General features: G+C 62.9%; 15 protein-coding genes. 9 read left to right on the top strand and 6 right to left on the bottom strand.

Features of this window, described 5'->3' with window-relative positions:
* Positions 1 to 103: 103 nt before the first annotated feature.
* Positions 104 to 454: a hypothetical protein gene (locus tag AB5K84_RS19265; RefSeq protein WP_179883825.1), complete on the top strand. Its 351-nt coding sequence runs from the start codon at positions 104 to 106 to the stop codon at positions 452 to 454.
* A 34-nt stretch (positions 455 to 488) separates the two neighbouring features.
* Here the strand turns inward: AB5K84_RS19265 and AB5K84_RS19260 are convergent, their stop codons facing one another.
* The 4 genes from AB5K84_RS19260 to AB5K84_RS19245 form a co-directional block, all read right to left on the bottom strand.
* Positions 489 to 692, bottom strand: coding sequence for a hypothetical protein (locus AB5K84_RS19260; RefSeq protein WP_028171354.1), 204 nt, complete (start codon positions 690 to 692; stop codon positions 489 to 491).
* 152 nt (positions 693 to 844) lie between these two features.
* On the bottom strand, positions 845 to 1,798 hold the full coding sequence (gene fcl, locus AB5K84_RS19255) for a GDP-L-fucose synthase (protein WP_028171353.1): 954 nt from the start codon (positions 1,796 to 1,798) through the stop codon (positions 845 to 847).
* On the bottom strand, positions 1,779 to 2,849 hold the full coding sequence (gmd, locus tag AB5K84_RS19250) for a GDP-mannose 4,6-dehydratase (protein WP_011088213.1): 1,071 nt from the start codon (positions 2,847 to 2,849) through the stop codon (positions 1,779 to 1,781). The genes fcl and gmd overlap by 20 nt, the downstream gene beginning before the upstream one ends.
* A 501-nt stretch (positions 2,850 to 3,350) precedes the next feature.
* Positions 3,351 to 3,671: a hypothetical protein gene (locus AB5K84_RS19245; protein ID WP_049832405.1), complete on the bottom strand. Its 321-nt coding sequence runs from the start codon at positions 3,669 to 3,671 to the stop codon at positions 3,351 to 3,353.
* A gap of 564 nt (positions 3,672 to 4,235) precedes the next feature.
* Between AB5K84_RS19245 and AB5K84_RS19240 the strand changes: the two genes are divergently transcribed.
* From AB5K84_RS19240 to AB5K84_RS19225, 4 genes are all read left to right on the top strand, one after another.
* The gene (locus AB5K84_RS19240; protein WP_110116403.1) at positions 4,236 to 5,954 is read left to right on the top strand and encodes a TolC family outer membrane protein; all 1,719 of its coding nucleotides are present in this window, start codon (positions 4,236 to 4,238) and stop codon (positions 5,952 to 5,954) included.
* Between the two features lie 191 nt (positions 5,955 to 6,145).
* Positions 6,146 to 8,401 carry a type I secretion system permease/ATPase gene (locus AB5K84_RS19235; RefSeq protein ID WP_110116404.1) on the top strand — a complete coding sequence of 752 codons (2,256 nt, stop codon included), beginning with the start codon at positions 6,146 to 6,148 and terminating at the stop codon, positions 8,399 to 8,401.
* Complete coding sequence (locus tag AB5K84_RS19230; RefSeq protein ID WP_110116405.1) at positions 8,391 to 9,641, top strand: HlyD family type I secretion periplasmic adaptor subunit; 1,251 nt, start codon at positions 8,391 to 8,393, stop codon at positions 9,639 to 9,641. The genes AB5K84_RS19235 and AB5K84_RS19230 overlap by 11 nt, the downstream gene beginning before the upstream one ends.
* Before the next feature lie 217 nt (positions 9,642 to 9,858).
* Positions 9,859 to 10,914, top strand: a complete 1,056-nt coding sequence (locus tag AB5K84_RS19225; RefSeq protein WP_110116406.1) for a transglutaminase-like cysteine peptidase — start codon at positions 9,859 to 9,861, stop codon at positions 10,912 to 10,914.
* Positions 10,915 to 10,967: 53 nt separating this feature from the next.
* On the opposite strand, the gene AB5K84_RS19220 is transcribed toward AB5K84_RS19225, so the two are convergent.
* On the bottom strand, positions 10,968 to 23,495 hold the full coding sequence (locus AB5K84_RS19220) for an immunoglobulin-like domain-containing protein (protein ID WP_441232594.1): 12,528 nt from the start codon (positions 23,493 to 23,495) through the stop codon (positions 10,968 to 10,970).
* 345 nt (positions 23,496 to 23,840) lie between these two features.
* On the opposite strand from AB5K84_RS19220, the gene AB5K84_RS19215 reads away from it, so the two are divergent.
* The gene (locus AB5K84_RS19215; protein WP_162603598.1) at positions 23,841 to 24,260 is read left to right on the top strand and encodes a hypothetical protein; all 420 of its coding nucleotides are present in this window, start codon (positions 23,841 to 23,843) and stop codon (positions 24,258 to 24,260) included.
* Between the two features lie 122 nt (positions 24,261 to 24,382).
* Complete coding sequence (locus AB5K84_RS19210; protein WP_244651782.1) at positions 24,383 to 24,763, top strand: hypothetical protein; 381 nt, start codon at positions 24,383 to 24,385, stop codon at positions 24,761 to 24,763.
* Between the two features lie 52 nt (positions 24,764 to 24,815).
* Here the strand turns inward: AB5K84_RS19210 and AB5K84_RS19205 are convergent, their stop codons facing one another.
* The gene (locus tag AB5K84_RS19205) at positions 24,816 to 25,070 is read right to left on the bottom strand and encodes a hypothetical protein (RefSeq protein ID WP_110117325.1); all 255 of its coding nucleotides are present in this window, start codon (positions 25,068 to 25,070) and stop codon (positions 24,816 to 24,818) included.
* A 238-nt stretch (positions 25,071 to 25,308) separates the two neighbouring features.
* Between AB5K84_RS19205 and AB5K84_RS19200 the strand changes: the two genes are divergently transcribed.
* Together AB5K84_RS19200 and AB5K84_RS19195 are read left to right on the top strand one after the other, a co-directional pair.
* Positions 25,309 to 25,623, top strand: a complete 315-nt coding sequence (locus AB5K84_RS19200; RefSeq protein ID WP_028176016.1) for a hypothetical protein — start codon at positions 25,309 to 25,311, stop codon at positions 25,621 to 25,623.
* Positions 25,624 to 25,737: 114 nt separating this feature from the next.
* Positions 25,738 to 25,860 (top strand): hypothetical protein, encoded by a 123-nt coding sequence (locus AB5K84_RS19195; protein ID WP_256380430.1) that lies wholly within the window; start codon positions 25,738 to 25,740, stop codon positions 25,858 to 25,860.
* Positions 25,861 to 25,877 lie beyond the last annotated feature (17 nt).

The raw sequence follows: 25,877 nt of genomic DNA, 5'->3' as shown, positions 1-25,877 counted from the left end.
GTTTTCTGGCGTCCCGTTGGCGGGCTTCGTTGAAAATTGGGCAGCAATCTCCGGGCGTTCTGCGAAGCTTCGCGAGCGCTGGTCACTGCCGATGGGTGTCTGATTGATCGCGACAATAGGCTTTCGCTGGGCTAACACAATTACCCAGTTATGCGATAAACCTAACATGATGTTATTTGCGTCGGAGCGCGAACGTCGGGCAGCGGGCTCGCGGACCGCGGCTCGGCATGCCGCCGCGGGAGAGCATCGTCACCGGCTCGCTTGCGATCGCCAGCAGCTTTGGTCAGCCCTCCCCGCCAACTCGCCCCCCGCTGAACAATTGCGCATCCGCTCGCTGATGTCGGAAAACGGCGCCATCTTCAGCGGCGGCGTCGAAGCCGACCGCCTCTATTCCAATGCGGGTGCCGAGGTCACGATCGGAATTGCCGCGCGGCGCGGGCGATTGATCGTTTGATGCGGCGCGCAAGAGGCCCACCACACTGACGATGCTAGCTCCCGAGGTCAGCCTCGCCGTCTTCGCGGCCGGGCGCACTGACATGGACCTCGTGCCCCTGCCGGAGTGCCAGCGAGGCGGCGGCCACGGCCGCTTCGAACGCCGATTCCTTGGTCGCATATTTGCCGTTGACGTTGCCGTCGTGCAGCACACCCCATTGGTCCCGGACCGGCACGATGGCGTATTGAGCAAGGCCCATTGTCCAAATCCTGTCGCTGCCCGGGTTGCGGCCGCGCGCGAGTTAGCCGTCACCCCCTCCGACCAGCCAACTCGTGCTTGCGGTGAAGGTTCCCATGGGGATTTGTTCTGATCTCCCCCTGCATCGAACAACGCGGGCGAGCAGTCGCTGGATTATTGCGCAGCTAGCTGCGCGGCTTGATACGCCGCATAGGCGCGCTTCAGGCCGTCCTCGAGCGAGGTAGTCGCGCGCCAGCCGAGTCCTGCAAGGCGGCTGACGTCGAGCAGCTTGCGCGGCGTACCGTCGGGCCGCGAGGTGTCGAAAGAGATCTCGCCGCTGTAACCAACGACCTCGGCAACGACGCGCGCGAATTCGGCGATGGTGATGTCCTCGCCGGTGCCGATGTTGATCAGCCCGGCACCGGAATACGTCTTCATCAGGTGCACGCAGGCATCCGCCATGTCGTCGACATAGAGGAACTCGCGCCGCGGCGTGCCGGTGCCCCACACGACGACGCCCTTGGCGCCCGAAACCTTCGCCTCGTGGAAGCGGCGGATCAGCGCGGCGACGACGTGGCTCATCTCAGGGTGATAATTGTCGCCGGGGCCGTAGAGGTTGGTCGGCATCACGCTGATGAAGTCGCATCCATATTGGCTGCGGTAGGCCTCCGCCATCTTGATGCCGGCGATTTTTGCAATTGCATAGGGCTCGTTGGTCGGCTCCAGCGGGCCGGTCAGCACGGACTCCTCGCGCAAGGGCTGCGGGGCCAATTTGGGATAGATGCAGGAGGAGCCGAGGAACATCAGCTTCTCGGCGCCGTTCCGATGCGCGGCGTGGATCACGTTGGCCGCGATCGCGATGTTGTCGTAGATGAACTCGGCGCGCAGCGTGTTGTTGGCGACGATGCCGCCGACTTTCGCCGCCGCGAGGAACACGACCTGCGGCCGCACCTTTGCGAACCAGTCGAACACGGCGGCCTGGTTGCAGAGATCGACCTCGCGACGGTCCGCGGTGACGAGCTTGACATCCTCTCCTGCGAGCCGGCGCACCAGCGCGCTGCCGACCATGCCGCGATGGCCGGCGACGTAGACGCTTCTGCCCTTCAGCTCAAACGGAGCGTTTGTCATGGGCAGCGTCCCGTTTCGCCTGTGCCAGATCGCTCGCCATCATCTCCTCGACAAGCTGGGCAAAGCTCCGCTTCGGCTTCCAGCCGAGCACCTCGCGCGCCTTGCTGGCATCACCGATGAGGAGATCGACCTCGGTCGGGCGGAAATAGGTCGGATCGATCTTCACCACCGTCTTGCCGCTCTTGGCATCGACACCGGTCTCCTCGACGCCTGCGCCACGCCAGGCGATGCGCCGGCCGACCTGCGCGAACGACAATTCGACCATCTCCCGCACCGAGCGCGTCTCACCGGTGGCGAGAACGAAGTCGTCGGGCTTGTCGGCCTGGAGGATCATGTGCATGCCCTCGACGTAGTCCTTGGCATGCCCCCAGTCGCGCTTGGCCTCGAGATTGCCGAGATAGAGCGTGTCCTCCAATCCCACCTCGATGCGGGCGACGCCGCGCGTGATCTTGCGCGTGACAAAAGTCTCGCCGCGGATCGGGCTCTCGTGGTTGAACAGGATTCCGTTGGACGCGAACATGCCGTAGGCCTCACGGTAGTTCACCGTGATCCAATAGCCGTAGAGCTTGGCGACGCCGTAAGGAGAGCGCGGATAGAACGGCGTCGTCTCCTTCTGCGGGATCTCCTGCACGAGACCGTAGAGCTCGGAGGTCGAGGCCTGGTAGAACCGTGTCTCCTTCTCCATGCCGAGGATGCGGATCGCTTCCAGCAGCCGCAGCACGCCGATCGCGTCGGCATTGGCTGTGTATTCCGGGCTCTCGAAGCTCACGGCGACGTGGCTCTGGGCGGCGAGATTGTAGATCTCAGTCGGCCGGATCTGCTGCACCAGGCGGATCAGATTGGTCGAGTCGGTCATGTCGCCGTAATGCATCAGGAACGGCACGTTGCCGACATGGGGATCCTGATAAAGGTGATCGACCCGCGCGGTGTTGAACGAAGACGAGCGCCGCTTGATGCCGTGCACGACATAGCCGAGCGACAGCAGATATTCGGCGAGGTAGGCGCCGTCCTGGCCGGTCACGCCGGTGATGAGAGCGATCCGTTCGGTCATAGCTATCCCGATCTCCTGGTACCCATTGGCGGGGCGGTCCGCGCGTCCATGGCCGTCGATGTGACGCCCTTCTTTGACAGAACGGCCGCCCCGGTCAACACGTACGGGACGCAATGGAGATTGAAGCGGGTGAAGCGCTCCGACTCAGAATCTCTTTCCCGTTTTTATACGTAATTCCAAGAAGTTACATCATCCCCAAGTTTCGTGTTGGACGTTCCAGCCGCGGCTCACACGTGTGCTGCGCAAGACGGCCGGCACCCATGACGCGGCGAGTCGGGGGCGCTCGCCGGCGCAGGTTCTGCTCAAACCGGCCATTGTCGATCGCTCGCGGCCTCTGTCCGGATAGCGCCGCACGCATGCCAAGGATGTCGAGCGCTTCACCCACCCAACACGCCGCTTTGAAGTTTCTTCATTCTGCGGCGATGCAGCCGGCGTCAATCGACGTCAGGGAAACCGCATTTCATGCTCGGCACGGATCCTCGAATGAACGGATTTCAGGACCTATTCGTCGTCCGAAGGCTTCACGCCGGCCCCCTCGCCTCGACGGAGCTTTCTGACGAATGCCGCGATCGCATCATAAGCTTGCAGCAACGGCGGGCTCAGAGAAAAGAAGGCGCCGAGCGCGACTGCAATAATCGCGTGACGAAGCGAAAAACCCTCGTCCTCTTCCAGCCGGCTTTTCGGATCGATCAATGCAGGCGACAGGCCGCTCTGTCCTCGCTCGCCATTCGACCTCCGCGACTTCCGCGGGGGGATCATGATCACGGCGAAGAGAACATTGATGAGCAGCCAAATGCCAAGAATAATGAGCAGAGTTCGCATCGAAAATCCGAAAAATATCAATCGAAAAAAAATCAGTCACGTCATTTCTGCGAATATTCGTTCACGCTTTCCGTCACAATCACTAGGTGCCTTGCCGGACGCAAGCAAAATGCGCGCCCTCCTCGCCTAAAGGACCGTGCAGTGTTACCAGCGCCGACGCTCTGCATCGGCGACACCTGCATGCAACGATGGCTGTGATGACAGGCGCCGAAGCCCGCCCGCGTGTCGGCCGCGACCTGTCCTCGCGCTGTGGCAGCGGACTCCTTCGGACGATCGGTTGAGCGTGAAGCCCGGTTTCTGTTCGCCAATACAGAATGGTCCGCTGGCGGAACAGTACGGGCATCGTGGATCGACAACAGGCTGAGAGGTAAAGCGGCACAGCGGAATCTTGCGCTTCGTCACACCCAGGTTTGGCGCCGCCCTCCACTCCGAAGATAGAGGTATTATTACACCTCCGCTCTGCCTCCGACGTGGCAGAAATGCGACAACCCGGTACAATTGCTCAATTTTCCCGCATTGCGCCTAGCTTGTCGGTTCAGTCCTTGCGAGACTTGAGGCAATTTCATGGGGGACCCCGCGACCGAATTTCGGAAACGGGCGGAGGTAAAATTGCTCAAGTACATTTTCGTTTTCACAGCATTGGCTCTGGTTCCATGCGGCGGCGCATTAGCCGAACCGTTCTCGATCAATGACGCGTTGAAACAGGCCGTACGTACCAACCCTGGAGTTGGTGAAGCCTCGGCCAACCGCCGCGCTACCGAGAGCGAGCTTCGCCAGACCCAGAGCACGCTGCTTCCGCAGGTTCGCGTGGAAGCGCGCTGGGGTCCCGAAAAATTCGACCAGAGCGCTGCCGTATCAACCGGCACCGCCCTGCCCGTCCCGATCGTCGGAAATGGCTCGTGGCGAAACGGATCGCAGGAATCCGTCGTCGTCCGGCAGATCTTGTTCGACGGCTTCGCCTCGATTCACGACATCTGGCGGCAGACGGCGCGCGTCAACGCAGCGGCTTTCCGCGTTCGCGAGCGGACCGAGTTGATCGCCCTGGACGCAGCGGAAGCCTATGTCGACGTCGTGCGCTATTTGCGGCTGGTCACGCTCAGCGAGCAGAACGTCGTCACCCACGAGAAGATCTTCAGCAACGTCAACACGCGCTTTTCCGGCGGACGCGCCGGTGAAGGCGATCTCGAGCAGGCCCGCGAACGGGTTGAAAATGCGCGTGCGACGCTCGCCGAATTCCGCCGGAGCCTGGAAGAGTCCCGCGCCAGATTCCGCAAGGTCGTCGGACTTGAACCCATCAATCTTCGCTTCCCGGGACCACTGGGCGGCTTGCCCACGACCCGCGACGAGGCCCTTGCCACCACGGTACGGTTCAACCCCACCATTCAGGCCGCGCAGGCCGACGCCGATGCGGCAAAGCATGCGTTTCGCGTGACGGACGGCGCTTTTGTTCCGACCTTCTCGCTCGAGGGCCGGGCGACGCACAACGACAACACCTACCCCTATCTTGGGGTTACTCACGACGACTACAGCGGCAAGGTTGTCATGTCCTGGGATGTCTTCCGCGGCGGTCAGGATGTCTGGCGGCGGTCGGAGATGTCCGAACGCTACGTCGAAAGTACCGCGCGGCATGCACGCCTTCAGCGCGATGCAATCGAATCCATCGACAAGGCCTGGGCAGCGCGGACGGTCACCGTGACACGAATCGCCGCGCTGACGCGGCAACTCGAGGCTGATCGCAAGACGATTGCGGCCTTCCAAAAGGAATATGAGCTTGGCCAGCGTTCGCTGATCGACCTCTTGAATGCCCAGAACCAGTATTTCAACGCATTGGTTTCGTTGACCTCGGCTCGTGGCGTCGTGGTATTCGCCGACTATCAACTTTTGGCGGCCATGGGCACGCTGCTTGAATATTTGAAATCTCCGCCGCCTGTTGACGCAGCGCCGGTGGATCTTGGGGTTTTCGGAACGCCCGACTACAAGGCGCCGACGCTCCGCGTGAAGCTGCCCCAGACCGGTTCCGAACCGCTGAACGTCCCGGTGCCTGCACCGGAACGAGTTCCCGCCCGTCTGGGCTACGCCAGCGAAGCGCCCGAACCTGATGCGTTCAAGGATAGATGGCCGACACGATCCAATCTGCCGACCATGGTGGGAGCATCCGAATGGATCACGCAGCAGCGAAGCACCGACGATCCGGTCATACTCAACACCTCTCCCGCTACCGCGTACGCGGCCGATAGAAAGCCGCACTGGCTAGCGACGGCATTCGAGCCGGTTCAGAGATAGGTCCAACTCCGCGAGCGCGTCCGTGATCGGCGAAAGGCGGTTCGAAGATTAACCTTTAGTTGCGCTTTTGCCGATTAACCAAATGATTTCGTGCGTTTTCCGCTATGCTGGAATGACGGTTCGCTTTTCGCTCCGCATCATTTCATTTTGGACATTCGCATTTGTTGTTTCGAGCATCCGAGTCAACGCACATGCATGGCCACTCCGTCGCGGAGCAAGCCGTTGCGTCTGAACCGAAGCAAGCGACGGGTCGCCTCGAAAGCGACGACCCACTTGCATCATCGCTCATTTTCCTGGCGTCGTACCACGGCCGTGCCGTTAGTCGCGAGGCATTGCTAGGCGGCCTGCCGATCCTCGACGGCCGGTTGTCAGTTCCCCTCTATGACCGTGCGGCTCAGCGCGCGGGCCTCCAGACCGAAGCCGTCAAGCGCGACATTGCCGATATTCCCGCGCTGGTGCTGCCGGCCGTCCTTATCATGAAGAATGGCACGACGCTGATCCTGCTGGAGTTCGACAAATCCGGAAGCAGTGTCAAAGTCCTCAATCCGTCCCTCAAGGCCGGCATCCCTGAGCTTCACGCGATCCAGACCATCTCGGCCGGCTACACCGGATACGCTTTCTTCGTCAGGGCTACGGTTGAGAGCAACGCACGCGCCGTCGCTGCCGGCGATCTGCCGCGAAGCCATTGGTTTTGGTCGGTGGTCAAGCTGCATTGGCGCGGCTACGGTCACATCGCGCTTGCAGCCTTCCTGATAAATATGCTCGCGCTGGCGACGCCCCTCTTCACCATGAGCGTCTACGACCGCGTTGTCCCCAATGGCGCGCTTCCTTCGCTGATCGCCCTGTCGATCGGAATGGGGTTGGCGATTGCGTTCGACTTCATCTTCCGGACGGTTCGCAGCCGCATGATCGATGTCACCGGCAAGACGATCGACGTCATCCTCGCTGCCAACATTTTCGAGCACGTGATGGGCGTGAAGATGGCGCAGCGTCCCGCGTCGGTGGGCATCCTCGCCAATCAGTTGCGCGACTTCGATTCGGTTCGCGAGTTCTTCACGTCCGGCAGCGTCGTATCCGCGACGGATCTGCTGTTCGCGATGCTGTTTGTCGGGATTCTCTTTGTCATCGCCGGGCCGCTGGCCTGGATACCTCTGGTGATGTTGCCGGTCATGCTCCTGATCGGCCTGGCATTGCAGCGCCCGCTGGACCGGGCCATGAAACGCCAGCAGGCTGAAGCTGCGGCACGTCATGGCGTGCTGGTCGAATCGCTGTCCGGCCTCGAGACGATACGCGCGACCGGCGCCGAAGCGCGCATGCAAACGGCCTGGGAACGATCGGTCGCGGCAACGGCCCGCTCGGGCGAAGACGTCCATTTCTGGGCCTCGCTCGCGCTGACGAGCGCCAATACGGCCCAACAGCTCACCAGCCTCGCCCTGATCGTCGTCGGCGTATTCCTGATACTCGACGGCAAGCTCACGGTCGGAGCGCTGGTCGCGGCAAACATGCTGGCGGGGCGCGTTCTGGCACCGATCGCCGGGATCGCTTCGGTGATCACGCGCGGAACGCAAACGCTGAGTTCGCTAAAGGCCATCGATCGCATTATGTCGCTGGAGCGCGAGCGATCCCCTGCGCGTGCCTATGTCTCTCGACAGATCCGTGAAGGCGCGATCGCTTTCGACGGCGTTAGCTTCACTTACCCCAACGCGCCCGGCAAGGCCCTCGACAAGGTATCCTTCAAGATCGAAGGCGGCGAGAAGGTCGGCATCATCGGACGCATTGGATCCGGCAAGACGACTGTGGGGCGGCTTCTGCTCGGCTTCTATGAGGCGCAGGAGGGCCGCATCCTCGTCGATGGTGTCGACTCGCGGCAATACGATCCGTCCGACCTGCGGTCCGGGGTTGGCTTTGCGATGCAGGACACCGAGCTGTTCTTCGGAAAGCTGCGCGACAACATCGCGCTGGGCAAACCCGAGGCAACCGACGAGGAAGTCCTGGCCGCGGCACGGCTGGCCGGCGTCGAGACGTTCGTCGCGGGCCATCCCATGGGCTACGACATGCCCATTTCGGAAGGCGGCCGGAGCCTCTCCGGCGGCCAGAAGCAGGCCATCGGCCTTGCGCGGGTGCTCATCAGGAAGCCGCGGATATTGTTTCTGGACGAACCGACAGCCCATTTCGACATTCGCAGCGAAGCCGAATTTCTCGAGCGCCTGAGGGCGTTGCGCGAAGAGCAGATCACCATTCTGATCTCGACGCATCGGCTCTCACTGCTGAATATGGTCGACCGCCTGCTGCTGTTCGACAACGGCCGACTGATCGCCGACGGCCCCCGCGACAAGGTTCTCGCGCTCCTGCAGGGCAAGCCGGCGCCATCGACGCCGAGCCAGACCCCGATGCCGGCGGCTGCCGAACAACCCGTCTCACCCATGGCCAGAACCAATGTCGTCTGATTTCGCGTTTGCCAACGATGTTCGGGCTGCCGCCGCGCTTCGTGCGCCGCGGACCTCCCGCATGCTGCTTGTAGCGTCCCTTGCCCTGTTCGCCACGTTCCTGACCTGGGCTCATTTCGCCGTGCTGGATGAAGTCAAGCGAGGCAACGGCCGCGTCGTACCCGCGCGCCAGATGCAGGTGGTGCAGTCGCTCGAAGGCGGGATCGTCGGCGATATCCTCGTCCAGGAGGGATCGATCGTCCAGCAGGGACAATCCCTGATGCGCATCGACGATACAAAGTTTGCATCCGAATTCGGCGAGATCAGGGAACGGCGGGCTGCGATGGCGGCCCGTGTCACCAGACTTGAGGCCGAAGCCAGGGGAAAGGGCGAGCTGATCTTTCCCGATCAGCTTGACCAGGTGGTGCCGTCGGCCGTGGCCACGGAAAGCAGCGTGTTCAAGATGCGCGCGCAGAAACTGGCGCAGGATGTCGACGTCCTGAACCAGCAGGTCGCCCGGCTCGGCGGCACGCTCAAATTGCTGGATCGGGAGCTGGCGTTGACGCGCAAGCTGTACGAGCAAAAGGTGGTGCCGGAAATCGAGATGTTGCGGCTCGACCGCCAGGCGACCGAGATGAGAGGACAACTCGCGGAGGCCCAATCCAAGATCGCGAGCACGGTCTCCTCCTTCCGCTCCCAGGCGGACGAAGATCTTGCGAAGTCCAAGGGCGACCTGGCCGTGCTCGATGAAAATATCAAATCGGCGCAGGACCGGGTCCGGCGAACCGACCTCAAGGCACCCGTGCACGGGATCGTCAACAAGTTGAACGTGACCACCGTGGGGGCAGTCGTGCAGCCCGGCGCCAATGTGATGGACATCGTCCCCCTCGACGACACGCTGCTGGTCGAAGGTCGCATCAAGCCCCAGGACATCGCCTTCATCCGGCCCGGCCAGGACGCCGTGGTGAAGATCTCGGCCTACGATTCCTCCGTCTACGGCTCGCTGAAGGGCAAGGTCGAGCGCATCAGCGCCGATACGATCGTCGACGACAAGGCCGAAAAGACCCCGGATCGCCAGGAGAGCTTCTACCGCGTCATGGTGCGGACAGAGAAGAACCACCTGGGCACGGAGCAGAAGCCGCTCCCGATCATTCCCGGCATGATCGCGACGGTCGAGGTGCTGACCGGCGAGAAATCGGTTCTCGATTATCTGGTGAGGCCGGCCCGCACACTGCGCGACGAAGCCCTGCGCGAGCGTTGAGGCCTCGACAAGGTTAACAGGGCGCAAAGGTCGCGGCGACAATTTGCCGGTCGCTCGAAGCGCGGGATTGACCGCCTTTGCGACAAGGCTGCCGCCCTCCCCCCGCTTTTAACCTCACCTAAGCGTCGCAGACCTCAGTCTCGATCCCATAACAGGATCGGGGCGTGGATCGACGCAATAGACGTTGACGACGCTCCCGGCGCAGGGGACGTCGTCTATGACACTGCATTGGGAATTGCAGCGCAAAGGCCTGTGCGCGCTCGGCGTGGGGCTGGTTGCATTGGTCGTTGCCGGCGTGACATCGCCCGCCCGGGCCGATGACGCCCTGGCTCGGGACGTCTTGACTCAAGACGCCCTGACTCAAGACGCCCTGGCTCAGGACGCCCAGGACACTCTCGCGCCCGGCATTGACGCGGCAACGCGTGCGCCGGCGACGTTCTTCCGCATCAACGACGTGCTGGCGAAGCTCGATGCCATGCGCGGCCGCGGGCCGAATGCCGTCCGTCTCGCGGCGCTGACACCTTCCAACATCGCGACCGACGCGGCCCCGGAGCCCAGGCCCGTGCCGGCGAAAGGCGACGAGCCGTTCGGCCTCTTCACCTTCCGCGCGCCCGAAGGCCTGTTGTGGCAGAAATGGCGGGGCCTCGAGACCAGGCTGGCCAGGGACGCAGAGACCCTGAAGCGGTGCGAGTCTGACGCCGCCAATTGCCCCTCGAACGCAGCGCAGTTCCTGCGATTGATCGGCGCCGCGAAAGCGAAATCGGGACGCGCAAGGCTCGACGAGGTCAATCGCGCGGTCAACATGGTCGTCCGCTACGTCAGCGACTATGCGCAGCACGGCGAAGCCGATCGCTGGAGCTCGCCGCTCGAGACCTTCGCCACGGCGAAGGGCGACTGCGAGGATTATGCGATCGCGAAATATGTCGCGCTCCGCGAAGCCGGATTTCCGCGCGAGGATCTGCGGCTCGTACTGGTCCGCGACCGCGCGGTGCGGCAGGACCACGCCGTGCTCGCCGCGCGCCTCGAGGGACAGTGGCTGGTGCTGGACAACCGGCGCTCCGAGCTGATCGAGGATTCAGGGGCGACGAACCTGGCCCCGCTGTTCGCCATCGACCACGCCGGCGTCCACCTGTTCGCCGCGCCCTACGCCCAGCGCCAGCTGGCCGGCCCCGCGGAAGCCGCACCCGCCGCCAGCGACGAAGCGACGGAATGGGGTAATGCGGACATCGCCGCCGGCAGCGCCTGGCCCGGCGCGCTCCCGCTGCTGATGTGAGCTTGTGCAGTAGAGGCGAAAGCGGCTCCGGTTGAGCCGCTTTCCGCTGTCGACTAGGCCTGCGCGGCGTGGTTCACCTGCAGGTCATTGTCGATGAACAGGCTTGCCGTCGCCGTCGCCACGGTCGAGCCTGTCGGAATCCACTGATGGAAGACCTGCCCGCCGGTGGAGGTGAAGGTGTTGGCCGACTCGGTCCACCCCCCGGCCCCCGTCGCAAGCTGCACATCGTCGCCGGCCGAACCGACAACGAAGAGCGAGTGAGCCGTCGCCGAAGTGCTGTTGGTCGCCTCAGTGATGGCGGTGACCTTGGCGATCGATAGCCCGTTGAGCTCGGTTCCGTAGAGCGAGCTTGCGAGCGGATCGTCGGTGATCAGGATCGATTCCAGATTGGTCAGGTTCGCCCCCGACAGATCGATTCCATAGAGATGGACGCCCCCCACCGTGTGGGCATTGCCAGCTGACAGCCCGTTGGCCGACGCACCGCTGATCTCCAGCGACGAGTTATAGATCGCTCCGTCATCGATGCGCAGAATATCGAAGCCGCTGCCGCCATCGATCGTGGTCGACGGGTGGTACACCAGAATGTCGTTGCCGGCTCCGCCGTTCTCCACGTTGCCCGGAGAACCCGCCGCATTGAGAAGGTCGGCATCATTGCTGCCCGACGCGGTCGCGCTCTTACCATCCACATACGTCATGTTGTAGGTGTTGGTATTGGCTGACGGATCCGAGATGCTGTCGTTGTTGGTGTGCGAGTCGTGTGAATCCGTGCCGGTCACGCCAGCGGCATTGTTCGTCGTCATGACCGCGGTGAAGCCGGCACTGACGCTGCCGCCGCTAATCCCGATCTGAGGGTGCCCAGACGCCTCGTCGATATGCGTGCCGTTGAGTGTGAAGTTGGTCACACCGATCTTTGAAGTGTCGAACGGGGCATCGAGCGAGACCAGGAAGTGGTCCGCTCCCGAGATGTTGAAACCGGCGTCCGAGGTGACGTTGCCCTGCTGGCCCTGCGCGTTGGTGATCACCAGTTGTGAGAAGGCGTCGAGCGGGTGCTCCTGGTCGACGAACGTCAGGATCATGTCCTGGGCGGTCTGGTTCGAGTTGGTGACGATCGTCCCGGACAGCAGCCGCGCAGCCGGGATACCGGTCGTATCGGTGAAGGCCGCCACGTTGTCTGTGGTGAGATCGGCATTGCTCGCGCCGACCCCACCGCCATGCAAAGTGGTCTCGGTGGCAGTCGCCGTGGCCGTGAAGTTCAGCGTGCTTGGCAGCGTGCCCGTCGCCGGCGCCGTCACCGCAAAGCTCAGATCGATCGTGGCGGTCTGGTTGGCGTTCGGATTGAGACCTGTATCCTGGGGGACGGCGATGTGGATGTCGCCCGTCGCCGAAGTGTAGGTGTAGCTGAACGTCGTGGCGACACCGTTGTAGGTGCCAGCGATCGTGCCGCTTGCCAGGAGGCCGGCCGTGAACCCGCTCTGGAGATGGATATCCAGCGTGTGGCTCTCCGATCCGTCGTGAACGTCGCCGAACGTCGCCTTGATTTGCAGCGCTCCGGTTTCGCCGTTGCTGAAGGCTGTATTGGAATCGCTGGGCGAGTCGGTCACGAAGATCATGTGCGTCTGGCCGGCGACCACGGTCGGCATGTCCGCGACGGCGTCGACATAGATGGTGCCCGCCGTACCCGCACTGGTGGCGCTGATCGCGCCCTGCGCGGCGGTGGCCGTCATCGTGATGCTCGCGTCCACGTCGGTGTTCAGTGGCGGCGTCATCGCCACCGAGACCGTCTCGACTGTGCCGGCCGCGGCGCCGCTGATGTTGAAGGTCAGCACGCCGCTACCGGAGTTGAAGGTTGCGGTCACAGTCGCACCGTTGACCGTGGCCGTGGACGTATCGACGCTCCAGCCCGTGAGGCCTGAAACGACGACCTGGGTGACATGCGAGCCGGCGCTGACGGGCGTAGCCGTGAACTGGAACACCTCCTGGGTGTCTTCCGGCAGGGCGACATTGTTGCCGACGGCAACGGTTGGCGCGTACACGACTGGCACCGAGGTCGTTCCGGTCGTCAGCAGCTGCTCGTATTCGCCGCCGCCGCTGAAGACTCCGGTGATGGAATCGGCGATCGACGCCTGATTTGTGATCTGCGCGTCGGTGTAGTTGGTCGTCACCGAACCGCTCGGCTGCCCGGCGAAGATCGTGACGTGCTCACCGTTGGCCAGGGTCAACACCAAATCGGTCTTTGGAGTGAATGGCGTCAGCCCGCTCGTCAGCGTCACCATGTAGGTGACCGAGCCGCCAAACTCGGAGATGCCGGCGGTGGACGTCGTCAAGGTGGCTGTAACGGGATCCTGGTCGTCGGTGATCGTCGTCGTCACCGTCGCCGGGTTGGTCACCAGGCTCTCGTACTCGCTGCCGCCGGTATGGCTGACAATGCTGTTCGTCACCGGGTGGGTGTCGATATAGACGTCGTCCTCGTTGACCGCGATCGTCGTCGAGCCGCTGGCCTGGCCCGCCTGCACGATGACGTGCTCGCCATTGGCCAGGGTGAAGTCCAGATTGCCGGTCGGCGTGAACGGGCTCAGCCCGCTCGTCAGCGTCACCGTATAGGTGATCGAGCCGCCGTCCTCGCTGGTCGACGGTGTCGCCGTCAGCGTCGCCGTCACCGGGTCGCTGTCGTCGGTGATCGTCGTCGTCACCGTCGCCGGGTTCGTCACCAGGCTCTCGTACTCGCTGCCGCCGGTATGGCTGACAATGCTGTTCGTCACCGGGTGGGTGTCGATATAGACGTCGTCCTCGTTGACCGCGATCGTCGTCGAGCCGCTGGCCTGGCCCGCCTGCACGATGACGTGCTCGCCATTGGCCAGGGTGAAGTCCAGATTGCCGGTCGGCGTGAACGGGCTCAGCCCGCTCGTCAGCGTCACCGTATAGGTGATCGAGCCGCCGTCCTCGCTGGTCGACGGTGTCGCCGTCAGCGTCGCCGTCACCGGGTCGCTGTCGTCGGTGATCGTCGTCGTCACCGTCGCTGGGTTGGTCACCAGGCTCTCGTACTCGCTGCCGCCGGTATGGCTGACAATGCTGTTCGTCACCGGGTGGGTGTCGATATAGACGTCGTCCTCGTTGACCGCGATCGTCGTCGAGCCGCTGGCCTGGCCCGCCTGCACGATGACGTGCTCGCCATTGGCCAGGGTGAAGTCCAGATTGCCGGTCGGCGTGAACGGGCTCAGCCCGCTCGTCAGCGTCACCGTATAGGTGATCGAGCCGCCGTCCTCGCTGGTCGACGGTGTCGCCGTCAGCGTCGCCGTCACCGGGTCGCTGTCGTCGGTGATCGTCGTCGTCACCGTCGCTGGGTTGGTCACCAGGCTCTCGTACTCGCTGCCGCCGGTATGGCTGACAATGCTGTTCGTCACCGGGTGGGTGTCGATATAGACGTCGTCCTCGTTGACCGCGATCGTCGTCGAGCCGCTGGCCTGGCCCGCCTGCACGATGACGTGCTCGCCATTGGCCAGGGTGAAGTCCAGATTGCCGGTCGGCGTGAACGGGCTCAGCCCGCTCGTCAGCGTCACCGTATAGGTGATCGAGCCGCCGTCCTCGCTGGTCGACGGTGTCGCCGTCAGCGTCGCCGTCACCGGGTCGCTGTCGTCGGTGATCGTCGTCGTCACCGTCGCCGGGTTCGTCACCAGGCTCTCGTACTCGCTGCCGCCGGTATGGCTGACAATGCTGTTCGTCACCGGGTGGGTGTCGATATAGACGTCGTCCTCGTTGACCGCGATCGTCGTCGAGCCGCTGGCCTGGCCCGCCTGCACGATGACGTGCTCGCCATTGGCCAGGGTGAAGTCCAGATTGCCGGTCGGCGTGAACGGGCTCAGCCCGCTCGTCAGCGTCACCGTATAGGTGATCGAGCCGCCGTCCTCGCTGGTCGACGGTGTCGCCGTCAGCGTCGCCGTCACCGGGTCGCTGTCGTCGGTGATCGTCGTCGTCACCGTCGCTGGGTTGGTCACCAGGCTCTCGTACTCGCTGCCGCCGGTATGGCTGACAATGCTGTTCGTCACCGGGTGGGTGTCGATATAGACGTCGTCCTCGTTGACCGCGATCGTCGTCGAGCCGCTGGCCTGGCCCGCCTGCACGATGACGTGCTCGCCATTGGCCAGGGTGAAGTCCAGATTGCCGGTCGGCGTGAACGGGCTCAGCCCGCTCGTCAGCGTCACCGTATAGGTGATCGAGCCGCCGTCCTCGCTGGTCGACGGTGTCGCCGTCAGCGTCGCCGTCACCGGGTCGCTGTCGTCGGTGATCGTCGTCGTCACCGTCGCTGGGTTGGTCACCAGGCTCTCGTACTCGCTGCCGCCGGTATGGCTGACAATGCTGTTCGTCACCGGGTGGGTGTCGATATAGACGTCGTCCTCGTTGACCGCGATCGTCGTCGAGCCGCTGGCCTGGCCCGCCTGCACGATGACGTGCTCGCCATTGGCCAGGGTGAAGTCCAGATTGCCGGTCGGCGTGAACGGGCTCAGCCCGCTCGTCAGCGTCACCGTATAGGTGATCGAGCCGCCGTCCTCGCTGGTCGACGGTGTCGCCGTCAGCGTCGCCGTCACCGGGTCGCTGTCGTCGGTGATCGTCGTCGTCACCGTCGCCGGGTTCGTCACCAGGCTCTCGTACTCGCTGCCGCCGGTATGGCTGACAATGCTGTTCGTCACCGGGTGGGTGTCGATATAGACGTCGTCCTCGTTGACCGCGATCGTCGTCGAGCCGCTGGCCTGGCCCGCCTGCACGATGACGTGCTCGCCATTGGCCAGGGTGAAGTCCAGATTGCCGGTCGGCGTGAACGGGCTCAGCCCGCTCGTCAGCGTCACCGTATAGGTGATCGAGCCGCCGTCCTCGCTGGTCGACGGTGTCGCCGTCAGCGTCGCCGTCACCGGGTCGCTGTCGTCGGTGATCGTCGTCGTCACCGTCGCCGGGTTCGTCACCAGGCTCTCGTACTCGCTGCCGCCGGTATGGCTGACAATGCTGTTCGTCACCGGGTGGGTGTCGATATAGACGTCGTCCTCGTTGACCGCGATCGTCGTCGAGCCGCTGGCCTGGCCCGCCTGCACGATGACGTGCTCGCCATTGGCCAGGGTGAAGTACAGATTGCTGGTCGGCGTGAACGGGCTCAGCCCGCTCGTCAGCGTCACCGTGTAGGTGATCGAGCCGCCGTCCTCGCTGGTCGACGGTGTCGCACTCAGCGTGGCCGTCACCGGATCGATCGTATCCTTGGTCGTAACGGTGGCATTGCCGTAGGTCGTGGTGTTCACCGCCTCGAAATTGCCGCCGGACGTGCCGGCGATCGAGACCGGGATGACCTGGCCGTCCACATAGACGTCTTCGCCCTGCGCCGGCTGCGGATCCGAGGTCGCCGTAAACTGACCGGGCGCAAAGGTGATGTCCACGCCGTTGTTCAGCGTCACCGTGAACGGCGTCAGCGAGGCGTAGTCCATGTGCGCCGTGTAGACGAACGTCTGGTTCTCGAACACCACGACGTTGTCCAGCGTCACGAAGTTGGTGGTGATCGTGTCGTTGACCGTCACCGTCGCCGTGTCGGTGGTGTCAAGGAGCTCATAATTGCCGCCGGTCGCGCCGGTGACCGAGACGGGATAGGTCTCGTGATCGACATAGGGGTCGTCGCCCTGCACCGCGAACGGCGTCGAGGTGCCCGTCGTCTGGCCATTAAGGATCGTGATTGTCGCGCCGTTGCTCAAGGTCAGCACGAGATTGCTGCCCTGCGGCGCATGGTCCACGCTGGCCGAGATCGTCGCCGTGCCGACGCCCTCGTTCACCGTCACGTCGTTCAACGTCACCTTGGTCGGGTCGATCGTGTCCTTGAACGTGACCGTGGCATTGCCGTAGGTCGTGGTGTTCACTGCCTCGAAATTGCCGCCGGACGTGCCGGCGATCGAGACCGGGATGACCTGGCCGTCCACATAGACGTCTTCGCCCTGCGCCGCCTGCGGAGCCGACATCGCGGTAAACTGACCGGGCGCAAAGGTGATGTTCACGCCATTGTTCAGCGTCACCGTGAACGACGTCAGCGAGGCGTAGTCCATGTGCGCCGTGTAGACGAACGTCTGGTTCTCGAACACCACGACGTTGTCCAGCGTCACGAAGTTGGTGGTGATCGTATCGTTGACCGTCACCGTCGACGTGTCGGTGGTGTCCAGGAGCTCATAATTGCCACCGACCGCACCGGTGACCGAGACAGGGTAGGTCTCGTGATCGACATAGGGGTCGTCGCCCTGCACCGCGAACGGCGTCGAGGTGCCCGTCGTCTGGCCATTAAGGATCGTGATCGTCGCGCCGTTGCTCAAGGTCAGCACAAGATTGCTGCCCTGCGGCGGATGATCCACGCTGGCCGAGATCGTCGCCGTGCCGACGCCCTCGTTCACCGTCACGTCGTTCAACGTCACCTTGGTCGGGTCGCTGTCGTCGGTGACCACGAACGATACCGTCGATGCCGACGTATCGCCGTCACCATCGGTCACGGTGTACGTGAAGTTCGCCGGCCCGCCGGTCTTGTAGACGTCGTCGGGCTGCGCAACGAACTTGTAGGCGCCGTCCGCGGTGACCTGGAGACTGCCATGGGCGAGCGCGATCGCCTGGGAATACCCGTCCACACCGAAGGACAAGTTCACCCCGTTGATCTCAGTGACGGTCGCGCCGTCAGCGCCCGGATCGAACTCGAGCTGTCCGGTGACCGGCGCGGAACCTTCGAGGACATCTTGCGGCGCTTCCGCAAATGCATGCGGACCATCGTCCTGGAAATTGATGTGAAGCCCGGCCGGCGAAACGGCATGGGCGGTGTCGCCATCACCGTCGGTCGCGGTGGCCGAGATGTACACGAGGCCGTTGGTGATCGAGACCTCGTCGTCATAGGCGGCGGGCGTCGAGCCATCGACATTGTGCGCGATCGCCGCGAACTGTGCGACCCACAGATGCCCGTCGGTGTCGACATAAAGCGCGAACACCTTCTCGCCGGTCTGGAGGTTGTTGCTGTCGACGCCCCAGACGATGTTCGGGTTGGCGGAATCCGTGAACAGGAAGATGTCGCGGTTGCCGACCGTGGTGTTCAGCCCGGAATCCTGGCCGGTGAACCCGCCACCGGTGGAATTCGTCAGTTGATAGGACACACCTCCGGCCGGGCCGGGTCCATCCGTGCCGAAATCGGGCGTCGTGAACAGAGTGTTGGCGGCGCCGGTCGACTCGGCGTAGCCGAGAACCGTACCGATCTGGGCGCCGGCAATCGCGGCTGTCAGCACGCTCGGAGCGGTCGAGGGATCGACGTCGTTCTCCGGGTTCGGGCCGGACTGCGGAGCGAATCCCGCGCTCTCGTCATGGGTGACGCTGAGCGTGGCGGGCGCGCACACCACGGACGAAATGCCGCTCACCGAGAACGGATGACCGACATTGAGCTCTTGCGAATCGTTCGGGTCGACCGGAAGGGTCGGCGCGCCGTTCGGCGTGCTCGAGAAGGCGACATTGTCGTAATTGGAAATGACGAGACGATTGAAATCGTTCGACGTGTCGACCGTGACGGTGGCACCCTCGTTCAGGCCGACGATGACGACGCCGACCAGCGTATTGCCGTCATACACCGGAATTTTGGTGTAGCTGGCATCCCCGGTCACGGTGACGTCGTTCAGCGTGATCGGCAGCGGATTGCCGTCATCGGTGAAGTCGTTGTTGTCATTGGCATTGAAGACCTGGACGAAAACCGTCGCCGTATTGCTCGGATTGCCCTGGATCTGGTGGATCGTGAACGAGGCCGCATCAACCTCATAGTGCCCATTATAGGCGAAGGTATTGGCAGGGAACGTGACATTGTTGACGAAGTCGAGCCGCAGTATCTCCGCAGCCAGGTCGTTGCCTCCGTGGACCTCGTGGCCCTCGATCGACTGGTTGCCGACGCCAATATCACTCCCTGTCGTGTTGATCGTGTTCGCGTTCGGGCTATTGCCCTGGCCGACGCCGGACATCAGCACGTCCTGATCGCTCGGACCATCGAGACCGCGCTCGTCGACGTTGCCCGCCTTGATGCCGACATAGCTGAGCGGCGTATCGACGCAATCCTGCGAAGCGGAGATCGTCGGACCAGAATCGTCGATCGAGACGATGGAATTGCTATGGTCGATGACAGTCGCGGTGGCCGATTTCGTGACATGGTCACCATCGCCGTCGGTCACCGTCACGGTCAGCTTCACGCCGACGCTCTGGCCGGCAATCGCCGTGAGCAACGAGATCGACTCGTCGAACAGCGAGGGATTCTCGGGCACCTGGGCCCCGGCAGGCTCCGACGCGTCGTGATCGATCGGCAGGAATTGATCGACCACGAGCTGTGCCGTGGCCGGATCGGTCGAATTCAGGGAGATACGCAGCACGACGAAATCATCGGCCGTGGACAGCGTATCATGACCGACGCGGCCGACGATCTGACCGCCCTCGATCGTCAGCCAGACGGTCCGATGCTCCTGCGACGTGCCTTCGAGCAGGCTATCCGCCAGCGCGGTCGCGACAAGGTTGGTCTTGATGCCGCCCGCCTCGGGCGCGCCCGTCAGGACGAGGCTGAGCGCGGACGTGACGGGATTGACCAGGGCGGGACCATCAGCCCCGTAATCGATCACCGCATTCGTGAACAACGGCGCCAGCAGCCCCGCGCCCGTCATCAGTTCGCCGATCTGAGCCGTCGAGGTCGCGTCCGTCGTGAACGTGACTGTGGCGTTGCCGGTGTCGTCGGCCGTTCCGTTCGGCGCTCCGCCGCCCGACTCGCCCTCGCCGATGTTGTATTGATCCGGCGGCGACCCGTCATGGCCGATCGTCTCGTCCAGATTCAGTGCGAGCGCGACAAGTTCCGGCGTGGTCACGCCGGTGCCGATGGTCAGCGCCGGACCGTCGTCGTTGAAGTGGATCTTGCTCGAAATATCCGCCGACGCGGACGCCGTGTCGCCATCGCCATCCTTGATGGTTACGACGGCGGAAATCGAGCCAGCAGTGAGCGAAACCTGATCGTTCGGATTGGACGAATCGGAGTGATGCAGCGAGAGATATTCGACCACCGACACCTTGCCGGAGAGCGGATCGATGGCCACGGCAAAGGCGGTGGTGCCGCTCAGCTCGGGATGCACGTTATCCGTACCCACCGTGCCGATCACCCGGCCGGCGCTGTCCAGCGACAACGAAATCGCCGTTCCGTCTGTCAACGTCACGCCGGAGTTTGAAGACTTCAGTTCGAGCGAATAGGTGATCGCCGCAGCCGGATCGGGTCCGTCGACGCCGAAGTACGGCAGGATGCTCAGGGCTGCGCCACTGCTGGTCGCGTAGGCGAGCGGTGTTCCGGGCTCATCCGGATCAACGCCGGGATTCTGCACGCCAGCAAAGATCTGCAGCGGGCCGGTAACGTCGTTCGCCTGGTTGCCCGGTGTCTCGTCCGCCGTCACCCCGAAATTGCGAGACAGCGTCGCCGCCACCAGCGGGCCGTCGTCTTCGAACTGGATACCACCGCCAATGTTGGCGGACGCCGAAGCGTGGTCGCCGTCGCCGTCGGTGACCGTCACGGTCGCCTTGACCTGGCCGAGGGCGCCTGCAAGCGAGACCGCCTCATCGATATCGCCGCCGATATCAGCGCTGTTATGTTGAAGCGAGACATACTGGACGACGGACACCTTGCCGTTCACCGGATCGATCGCAATCGCAAACGCGGCCGGATCGTTGGTGCTGGTCACGTCATTGCCGGGATCGCCCCCGTCGTAACGGCCGACGATCAGGCCGTTCTCGAGGAACAGGAAGATCTCTTTCCCTTCCGTCGTGGCGAGATTCGAATCGATCGGGCCGGTCGTGCTCTGACCCTGCGCGTCGGTCAGCGTCAGCGAGAAGAGCTGGGCGCCCGTCTTGGCCGCGCCGTCGGTGCCGAAATCCACATTGTCGATGGTGAGCGCGGCGACGTTGCTCTGCGCGTACCCGATCGGAAGGCCAAAGAGAACCTGCGGATCGTGTCCGGGATTGCTGACGCCGTTGAACACGGGCGTGAACAGAATGTCATTGTCGTCGCCGAACGGCGGGCTCTGCAGCAGCAGGGTCTCGTCGTGAACGACCTGGAAAGCCGAATTGGCGGAAACCGAGACCGCGGGGCCGTCGTCCTGGAAGCTGATGCTGGAGTCCTCGGTACCCACGATCTCGATCGTGGCCGAGGACGTCGCGGTATCATTGTCGCCGTCGGTGATGGTCGCGGTCAGCGTAATGCCGAGGCTCGCGCCTTCTCCGACCAGATTGAGGAACTGCGTCGAATCGAAATTGTTGAGGTCCGCGCCATGGTCGATCGCCATGTACTGGTCGACGACGAGCTGGCCTCCCGAGAGGCTGCCTGCGTTATCCAGCGTGATGCGGATCGCGACCGGGCCGTTCGGATCGTCGCCGACATGGCCCACGATCTCGGTGTCGCTGACCTTGAACAGATAGATCGTGTCGTCAGAATAGGTGTGGTTCGGGTCCGTCACCTTCAACGTGGTGGCGAAGCCGCCGTTCTCCGCTTCTTTGGCGCCCGAGAGCGCGAACGAATAGGCATAGTCGGTCGACTTCTCGCCGTCGGTGCCGGCAATCTTGGTGACGTCGAACAGCGCCTCCAGATCGCCCTTCAGCTCGCCTTCGCCGGCCACCGTCTTCAGCTCGCCGATCGGATTGGTGCCGGTCGGATCCGGGCCCGTGTTGCCTGAGACGTCGTCGACCGTTCCGTCAGGAAGACCGTTGGCGCCGCGATCGCCGCCGATCGATTCGTCGAGCGACAGTGTGGCTAGATGGGCCGAACCCTCCACCGGCTGATGCACGGTCACATCAATCGACGGGCCGTCATCCTGGAAGCCGATGCTTGACTGTTGGGGCCCCGCGATCTCGATCGTGGCCGAGGACGTCGCGGTATCATTGTCGCCGTCGGTGATGGTCGCGGTCAGCGTAATGCCGAGGCTCGCGCCTTCTCCGACCAGATTGAGGAACTGCGTCGAATCGAAATTGTTGAGGTCCGCGCCATGGTCGATCGCCATGTACTGGTCGACGACGAGCTGGCCTCCCGAGAGGCTGCCTGCGTTATCCAGCGTGATGCGAATCGCGACCGGGCCGTTCGGATCGTCGCCGACATGGCCCACGATCTCGGTGTCGCTGACCTTGAACAGATAGATCGTGTCGTCAGAATAGGTGTGGTTCGGGTCCGTCACCTTCAACGTGGTGGCGATGCCACCCTTCGATTCCTCCGAGAAGCCGGCGGCGTTGAGATTAAACGAATAGGCATAGTCGGTCGTCTTCTCGGTGTCCGTGCCGCCATCCTTGACGACATTGAACAGGGCTGCCAGATCGCCCGGGCTTTCGACATTGCCGACATCGGTCTTCATCGTGCCGATGGGATGGGTGCCGGTCGGATCCGGACTCGTATTGCCCGAGACGTCGTCGAACGTTCCGTCCGGGAAGCCGTTCGCGCCGCGGTCACTGGCGATCGATTCGTCTAGCGACAAGGTTGCAAGACGCGTGGGTCCTTCGCTTCCGTCAGCCACCGTCACCAGGATCGTCGGACCATCGTCGAGAAATGACACGCCGAGCGAGCCGGTCGACAGCGCAGTCGCCGTGTTGCCGGAGCCGTCCGTCACCGTCTGCTGCACGAAAACGACATGGCCAAGCTGCGCGCCTTCGCTCGTGTCGGGGGCGGACGCGGTGCCGTGCTTGATGGCTTCATACTGGGCCACGTCAAGCTTCAGGCTCGCAGGATCGAGGTAGAGCTGGAAGGCGACCGCACCGTTCGGATCGGCCACGCCGCCGGCGCCCTCACGTCCGACGACCAGATTGCCCTCGGTGAACAGGAAGATTTCATTGCCGGTGACCGTGGCCTGCAGACCGGAATCGACGCCGGCGAACGCCGCGCCGGTCGAGGTCGTCAGCGCATAGGCGATCGTTCCGGTCCCGCCGCTGCCGAAACCGGCGCTCGACGACGCGATCTCCGAAACGGCGCTTTGGGCCCATCCGATCAGTCCGACGGCGGAGAAGACTGCCGGCAGACCAGCACTGGGCTGATCGTTCGCGCCGTTCAGAATCTGTACATCGACGGTTTCATCGTGGATGACGATCGTATCCGAGAGCGTAAAGCCTGCACTCGGCGGAGTCGTTGCAGGCAGTCCGGCGAATGTCTCGGGATTGAGGGCGAAATTGCCGAGCTGTTCCTGCCCGAGCAGGTCCAACGGATTGCCGGCGTTTAGGGTATCGACCGCAGCATTGGAGAAGTTGGCGCCGCTTCCCTGGGCGTTGCCGTTGCCATCACCGGCTGCAGGCAGCACGGACTGGTCTGTGGTGATGGGGAAGAGGCTCGCGAATTCCTGCACGTTGACGTCGCGTCCGGGCGCCAGCTCGATGGACAGCAGGTGCTGATCGTCGTGTCGGGAATCGAAGACCGGATCGACCGTGATCGTCGATTTGTTGTCGAACAGAATGATCAGCTTCTCGCCGACATGGACGAGCGTGATCTTTTCGTTGGCTATCGCCGAAAAATCGAGCTTGACCTTCTGGTCATATCCGAGATGTACGACCACCGCCTGATCTGTTAGCGGCTTTGCCAGCGTGAAAGTTCGAACTGGAGTTGTGTTGGTAGGAATAGCCGTGCCGGTAGCCTGCGCTACCTGAAATTGTGCGTTCATTATCTGCCCCTGCCAAAACTCTATGCAGTTCAAATCAAGTCTTTAGAAAACAATCCGAAAAATTTCGCTATTAAGCTATTGTTAACCGAGGCGGGGGTCAACGAAATCAACTAGTTAACGAGGGGTTTTTGGTGCGCCGTGGTAAATTGGCTAATCGGGACACCGGGCGCCGAAAAGGCATTTAGATTGAGCATCTTGCAGCGAACTGACCGGGAAAACCCGGTAAGCGGGAGAGCACCAATGAGGGTATTATTGTCCGCAGGCATCGCAATGTTGTCTGGGTTCGTCGCACCAGCCTTGGCCGAGGACGCATTGTCTCCCGTCGAGCGAACGGTCAAATCCGCCCCCAATAAGGACACGCGGGTCGGCGTCTTCATAAACGTACTACCCGATTGCACGTCAGGTCCCCTGCCGACGATCCGCCTGGTCAATGCGCCCGCATCCGGGAAGGTGACGGTCAAGTCGGCGAAGGTGAAAGCCACCAACTACAAGTCATGCCTCGCGCTGGAAGTGCCCGCCTATGTCGCGTTCTACAGGTCGCAGCCCGACTTCATCGGCGACGACGTTCTGACCATCGAGGTCAAATATGCCGGCGGTCGGACGGAAATTCAGAAGATCACGATCAGCGTTGCCGGCCCCGGAGCGCAGCAGAAGATCTAGGCGCGCGACCTCTTCACGATGCTGATCAAGCCGCCGGCCGTGTTGCCATTCATTGCGGTTTGACGCTGTTAGGGATTTTTGCTCTGTTAGCCGGTGATTTTAAGAATCCATTGGGGGCAACGATGCGCAATTTGATGGCCAAGAGTCTCACTGCAGCCATTCTCATCGGAGGCGGCTTGGCCGCCAATCCCGGCGCAGCCACCGCCGCCGACATGGCCCTGCGGGCTTCACCGAGCGCGATCGGCAGCTGCTCGGAACTCGTCTTCACCTGCGAGAACGGCAGGCAATACCCCCTGTGCCCGATCGCGGTGTCCATTGCCGGTGAGGTTGTGACCGCATCGCTGCATACGAGCCACTCCGGCGGCGTGCATGTGCGCCTGGTCCCGATGGGAGTCGGATACCGCTATGCCGGTCCCGGCGTCTGGGTCGACGGCTTCCGCGGCAATGCCTTGCTCAATTTCGGCAAGCACAGCCAGATCGCCTGCACGATCGAGAACTACTGATCGATAGGACCGAGCGGCGCCTCCGCAAGGCGCCGTGCATCGGCCTCGCCCGTTAGCCCTTCGCGCGAACGGCCACCGCCCGCGCTCGCGGGTACATGTAAGCCTTGGGACGGACGTAGACCGGACAATAGTTGTCCCACTGGTATTGCTGCCAATTCCATTTCCAGCAGCCAGCCGCGATCTCGGGATCGGGATACCAGTTCAGCCGATACGGTTCATCACCGAAGGGGTACGGCCCCTGAGCGCTGACGGGCGATGCGTACAAGCAGCAGGCGGTTGCGATCGCAACAAAACATGACTTGTACATGACTTTCTCCGAATATGTCGGCATAGTGTCAAACTGGCAGGTCGGGATCAAGCTCGGAAACTTCGGTCGTCCCGGCATTCCCCTCCTCGGCAAGCGGCCAGACACGATATCACGAGGCCATTCGCCTGGTGCGTGGGCCTCTTTTGGAAATTGTTGACCGGACGCGTCGATCGCAAGCGCGTTCAGAGCATTGCATTCGAAGTGATTTGCCCACTCGCCCTACACACAAGCACTGTTCATGAAACAATCTATTTCCCTCAATGCCAAGCTTCGGTGGCCGGACGTCAAGGACCACTACGTCGTCATCTACGAGGGGCATGTGATCGGCAACGTACATCGGTCCGGAGACAGCTGGTCCTGGTCGATAAGCGTTCCCATGGGTTTGCCTGATTGGTCGGTCGGAAACGCTGCCAGTCTGCACGACGGCATCAAGGCACTCGGCAACGCTTGGGCCGGCATATTGAAGTCGACAAGCGCCGAGCGCCTGCAGCGGGCGTGGGATCTCGAACGAGCCGCGGAGACACGAAACACCGGTTTCGAATCCAACATCTAGTATCAAGTCGCCGCGAGCGTTTTGGGTTCTACAGGTGAACAAGGCGAACCTGCCCAACCACAGCGTTTATTCGCGGCCAGACGTCCTGTATAATACTCGCGAGGAGGGATCGCGATGAAGGCTTTCATCCTTGCCTGTGTTGCGACGATCGTAATCGCGGCGGCTGGAGTTGCCGTTCTCGACAGCATACAGCAACCCGTCGCAGAGGCCTTTGCGACGACAGGCGTGCGTCTCTAAGCAATGCTCCGTCAGCT

Origin of the sequence: Bradyrhizobium sp. 1200_D9_N1_1 (assembly GCF_052075915.1) — a bacterium.
Lineage (GTDB): Bacteria > Pseudomonadota > Alphaproteobacteria > Rhizobiales > Xanthobacteraceae > Bradyrhizobium > Bradyrhizobium diazoefficiens.
Note: the sequence above shows the minus strand (reverse complement) of the source record. Positions and strands in the feature narration are given on the sequence as shown.

What these genes read in the sequence shown, in the direction of transcription:
- AB5K84_RS19260 (WP_028171354.1), bottom strand. Translation starts at nt 692, where the DNA reads ATGGGCCTTGCTCAATACGCCATCGTGCCGGTCCGGGACCAATGGGGT.
- fcl (WP_028171353.1), bottom strand. Translation starts at nt 1,798, where the DNA reads ATGACAAACGCTCCGTTTGAGCTGAAGGGCAGAAGCGTCTACGTCGCC.
- gmd (WP_011088213.1), bottom strand. Translation starts at nt 2,849, where the DNA reads ATGACCGAACGGATCGCTCTCATCACCGGCGTGACCGGCCAGGACGGC.
- AB5K84_RS19245 (WP_049832405.1), bottom strand. Translation starts at nt 3,671, where the DNA reads ATGCGAACTCTGCTCATTATTCTTGGCATTTGGCTGCTCATCAATGTT.
- AB5K84_RS19240 (WP_110116403.1), top strand. Translation starts at nt 4,236, where the DNA reads ATGGGGGACCCCGCGACCGAATTTCGGAAACGGGCGGAGGTAAAATTG.
- AB5K84_RS19235 (WP_110116404.1), top strand. Translation starts at nt 6,146, where the DNA reads ATGCATGGCCACTCCGTCGCGGAGCAAGCCGTTGCGTCTGAACCGAAG.
- AB5K84_RS19230 (WP_110116405.1), top strand. Translation starts at nt 8,391, where the DNA reads ATGTCGTCTGATTTCGCGTTTGCCAACGATGTTCGGGCTGCCGCCGCG.
- AB5K84_RS19225 (WP_110116406.1), top strand. Translation starts at nt 9,859, where the DNA reads ATGACACTGCATTGGGAATTGCAGCGCAAAGGCCTGTGCGCGCTCGGC.
- AB5K84_RS19215 (WP_162603598.1), top strand. Translation starts at nt 23,841, where the DNA reads ATGAGGGTATTATTGTCCGCAGGCATCGCAATGTTGTCTGGGTTCGTC.
- AB5K84_RS19210 (WP_244651782.1), top strand. Translation starts at nt 24,383, where the DNA reads ATGCGCAATTTGATGGCCAAGAGTCTCACTGCAGCCATTCTCATCGGA.
- AB5K84_RS19205 (WP_110117325.1), bottom strand. Translation starts at nt 25,070, where the DNA reads ATGTACAAGTCATGTTTTGTTGCGATCGCAACCGCCTGCTGCTTGTAC.
- AB5K84_RS19200 (WP_028176016.1), top strand. Translation starts at nt 25,309, where the DNA reads ATGAAACAATCTATTTCCCTCAATGCCAAGCTTCGGTGGCCGGACGTC.
- AB5K84_RS19195 (WP_256380430.1), top strand. Translation starts at nt 25,738, where the DNA reads ATGAAGGCTTTCATCCTTGCCTGTGTTGCGACGATCGTAATCGCGGCG.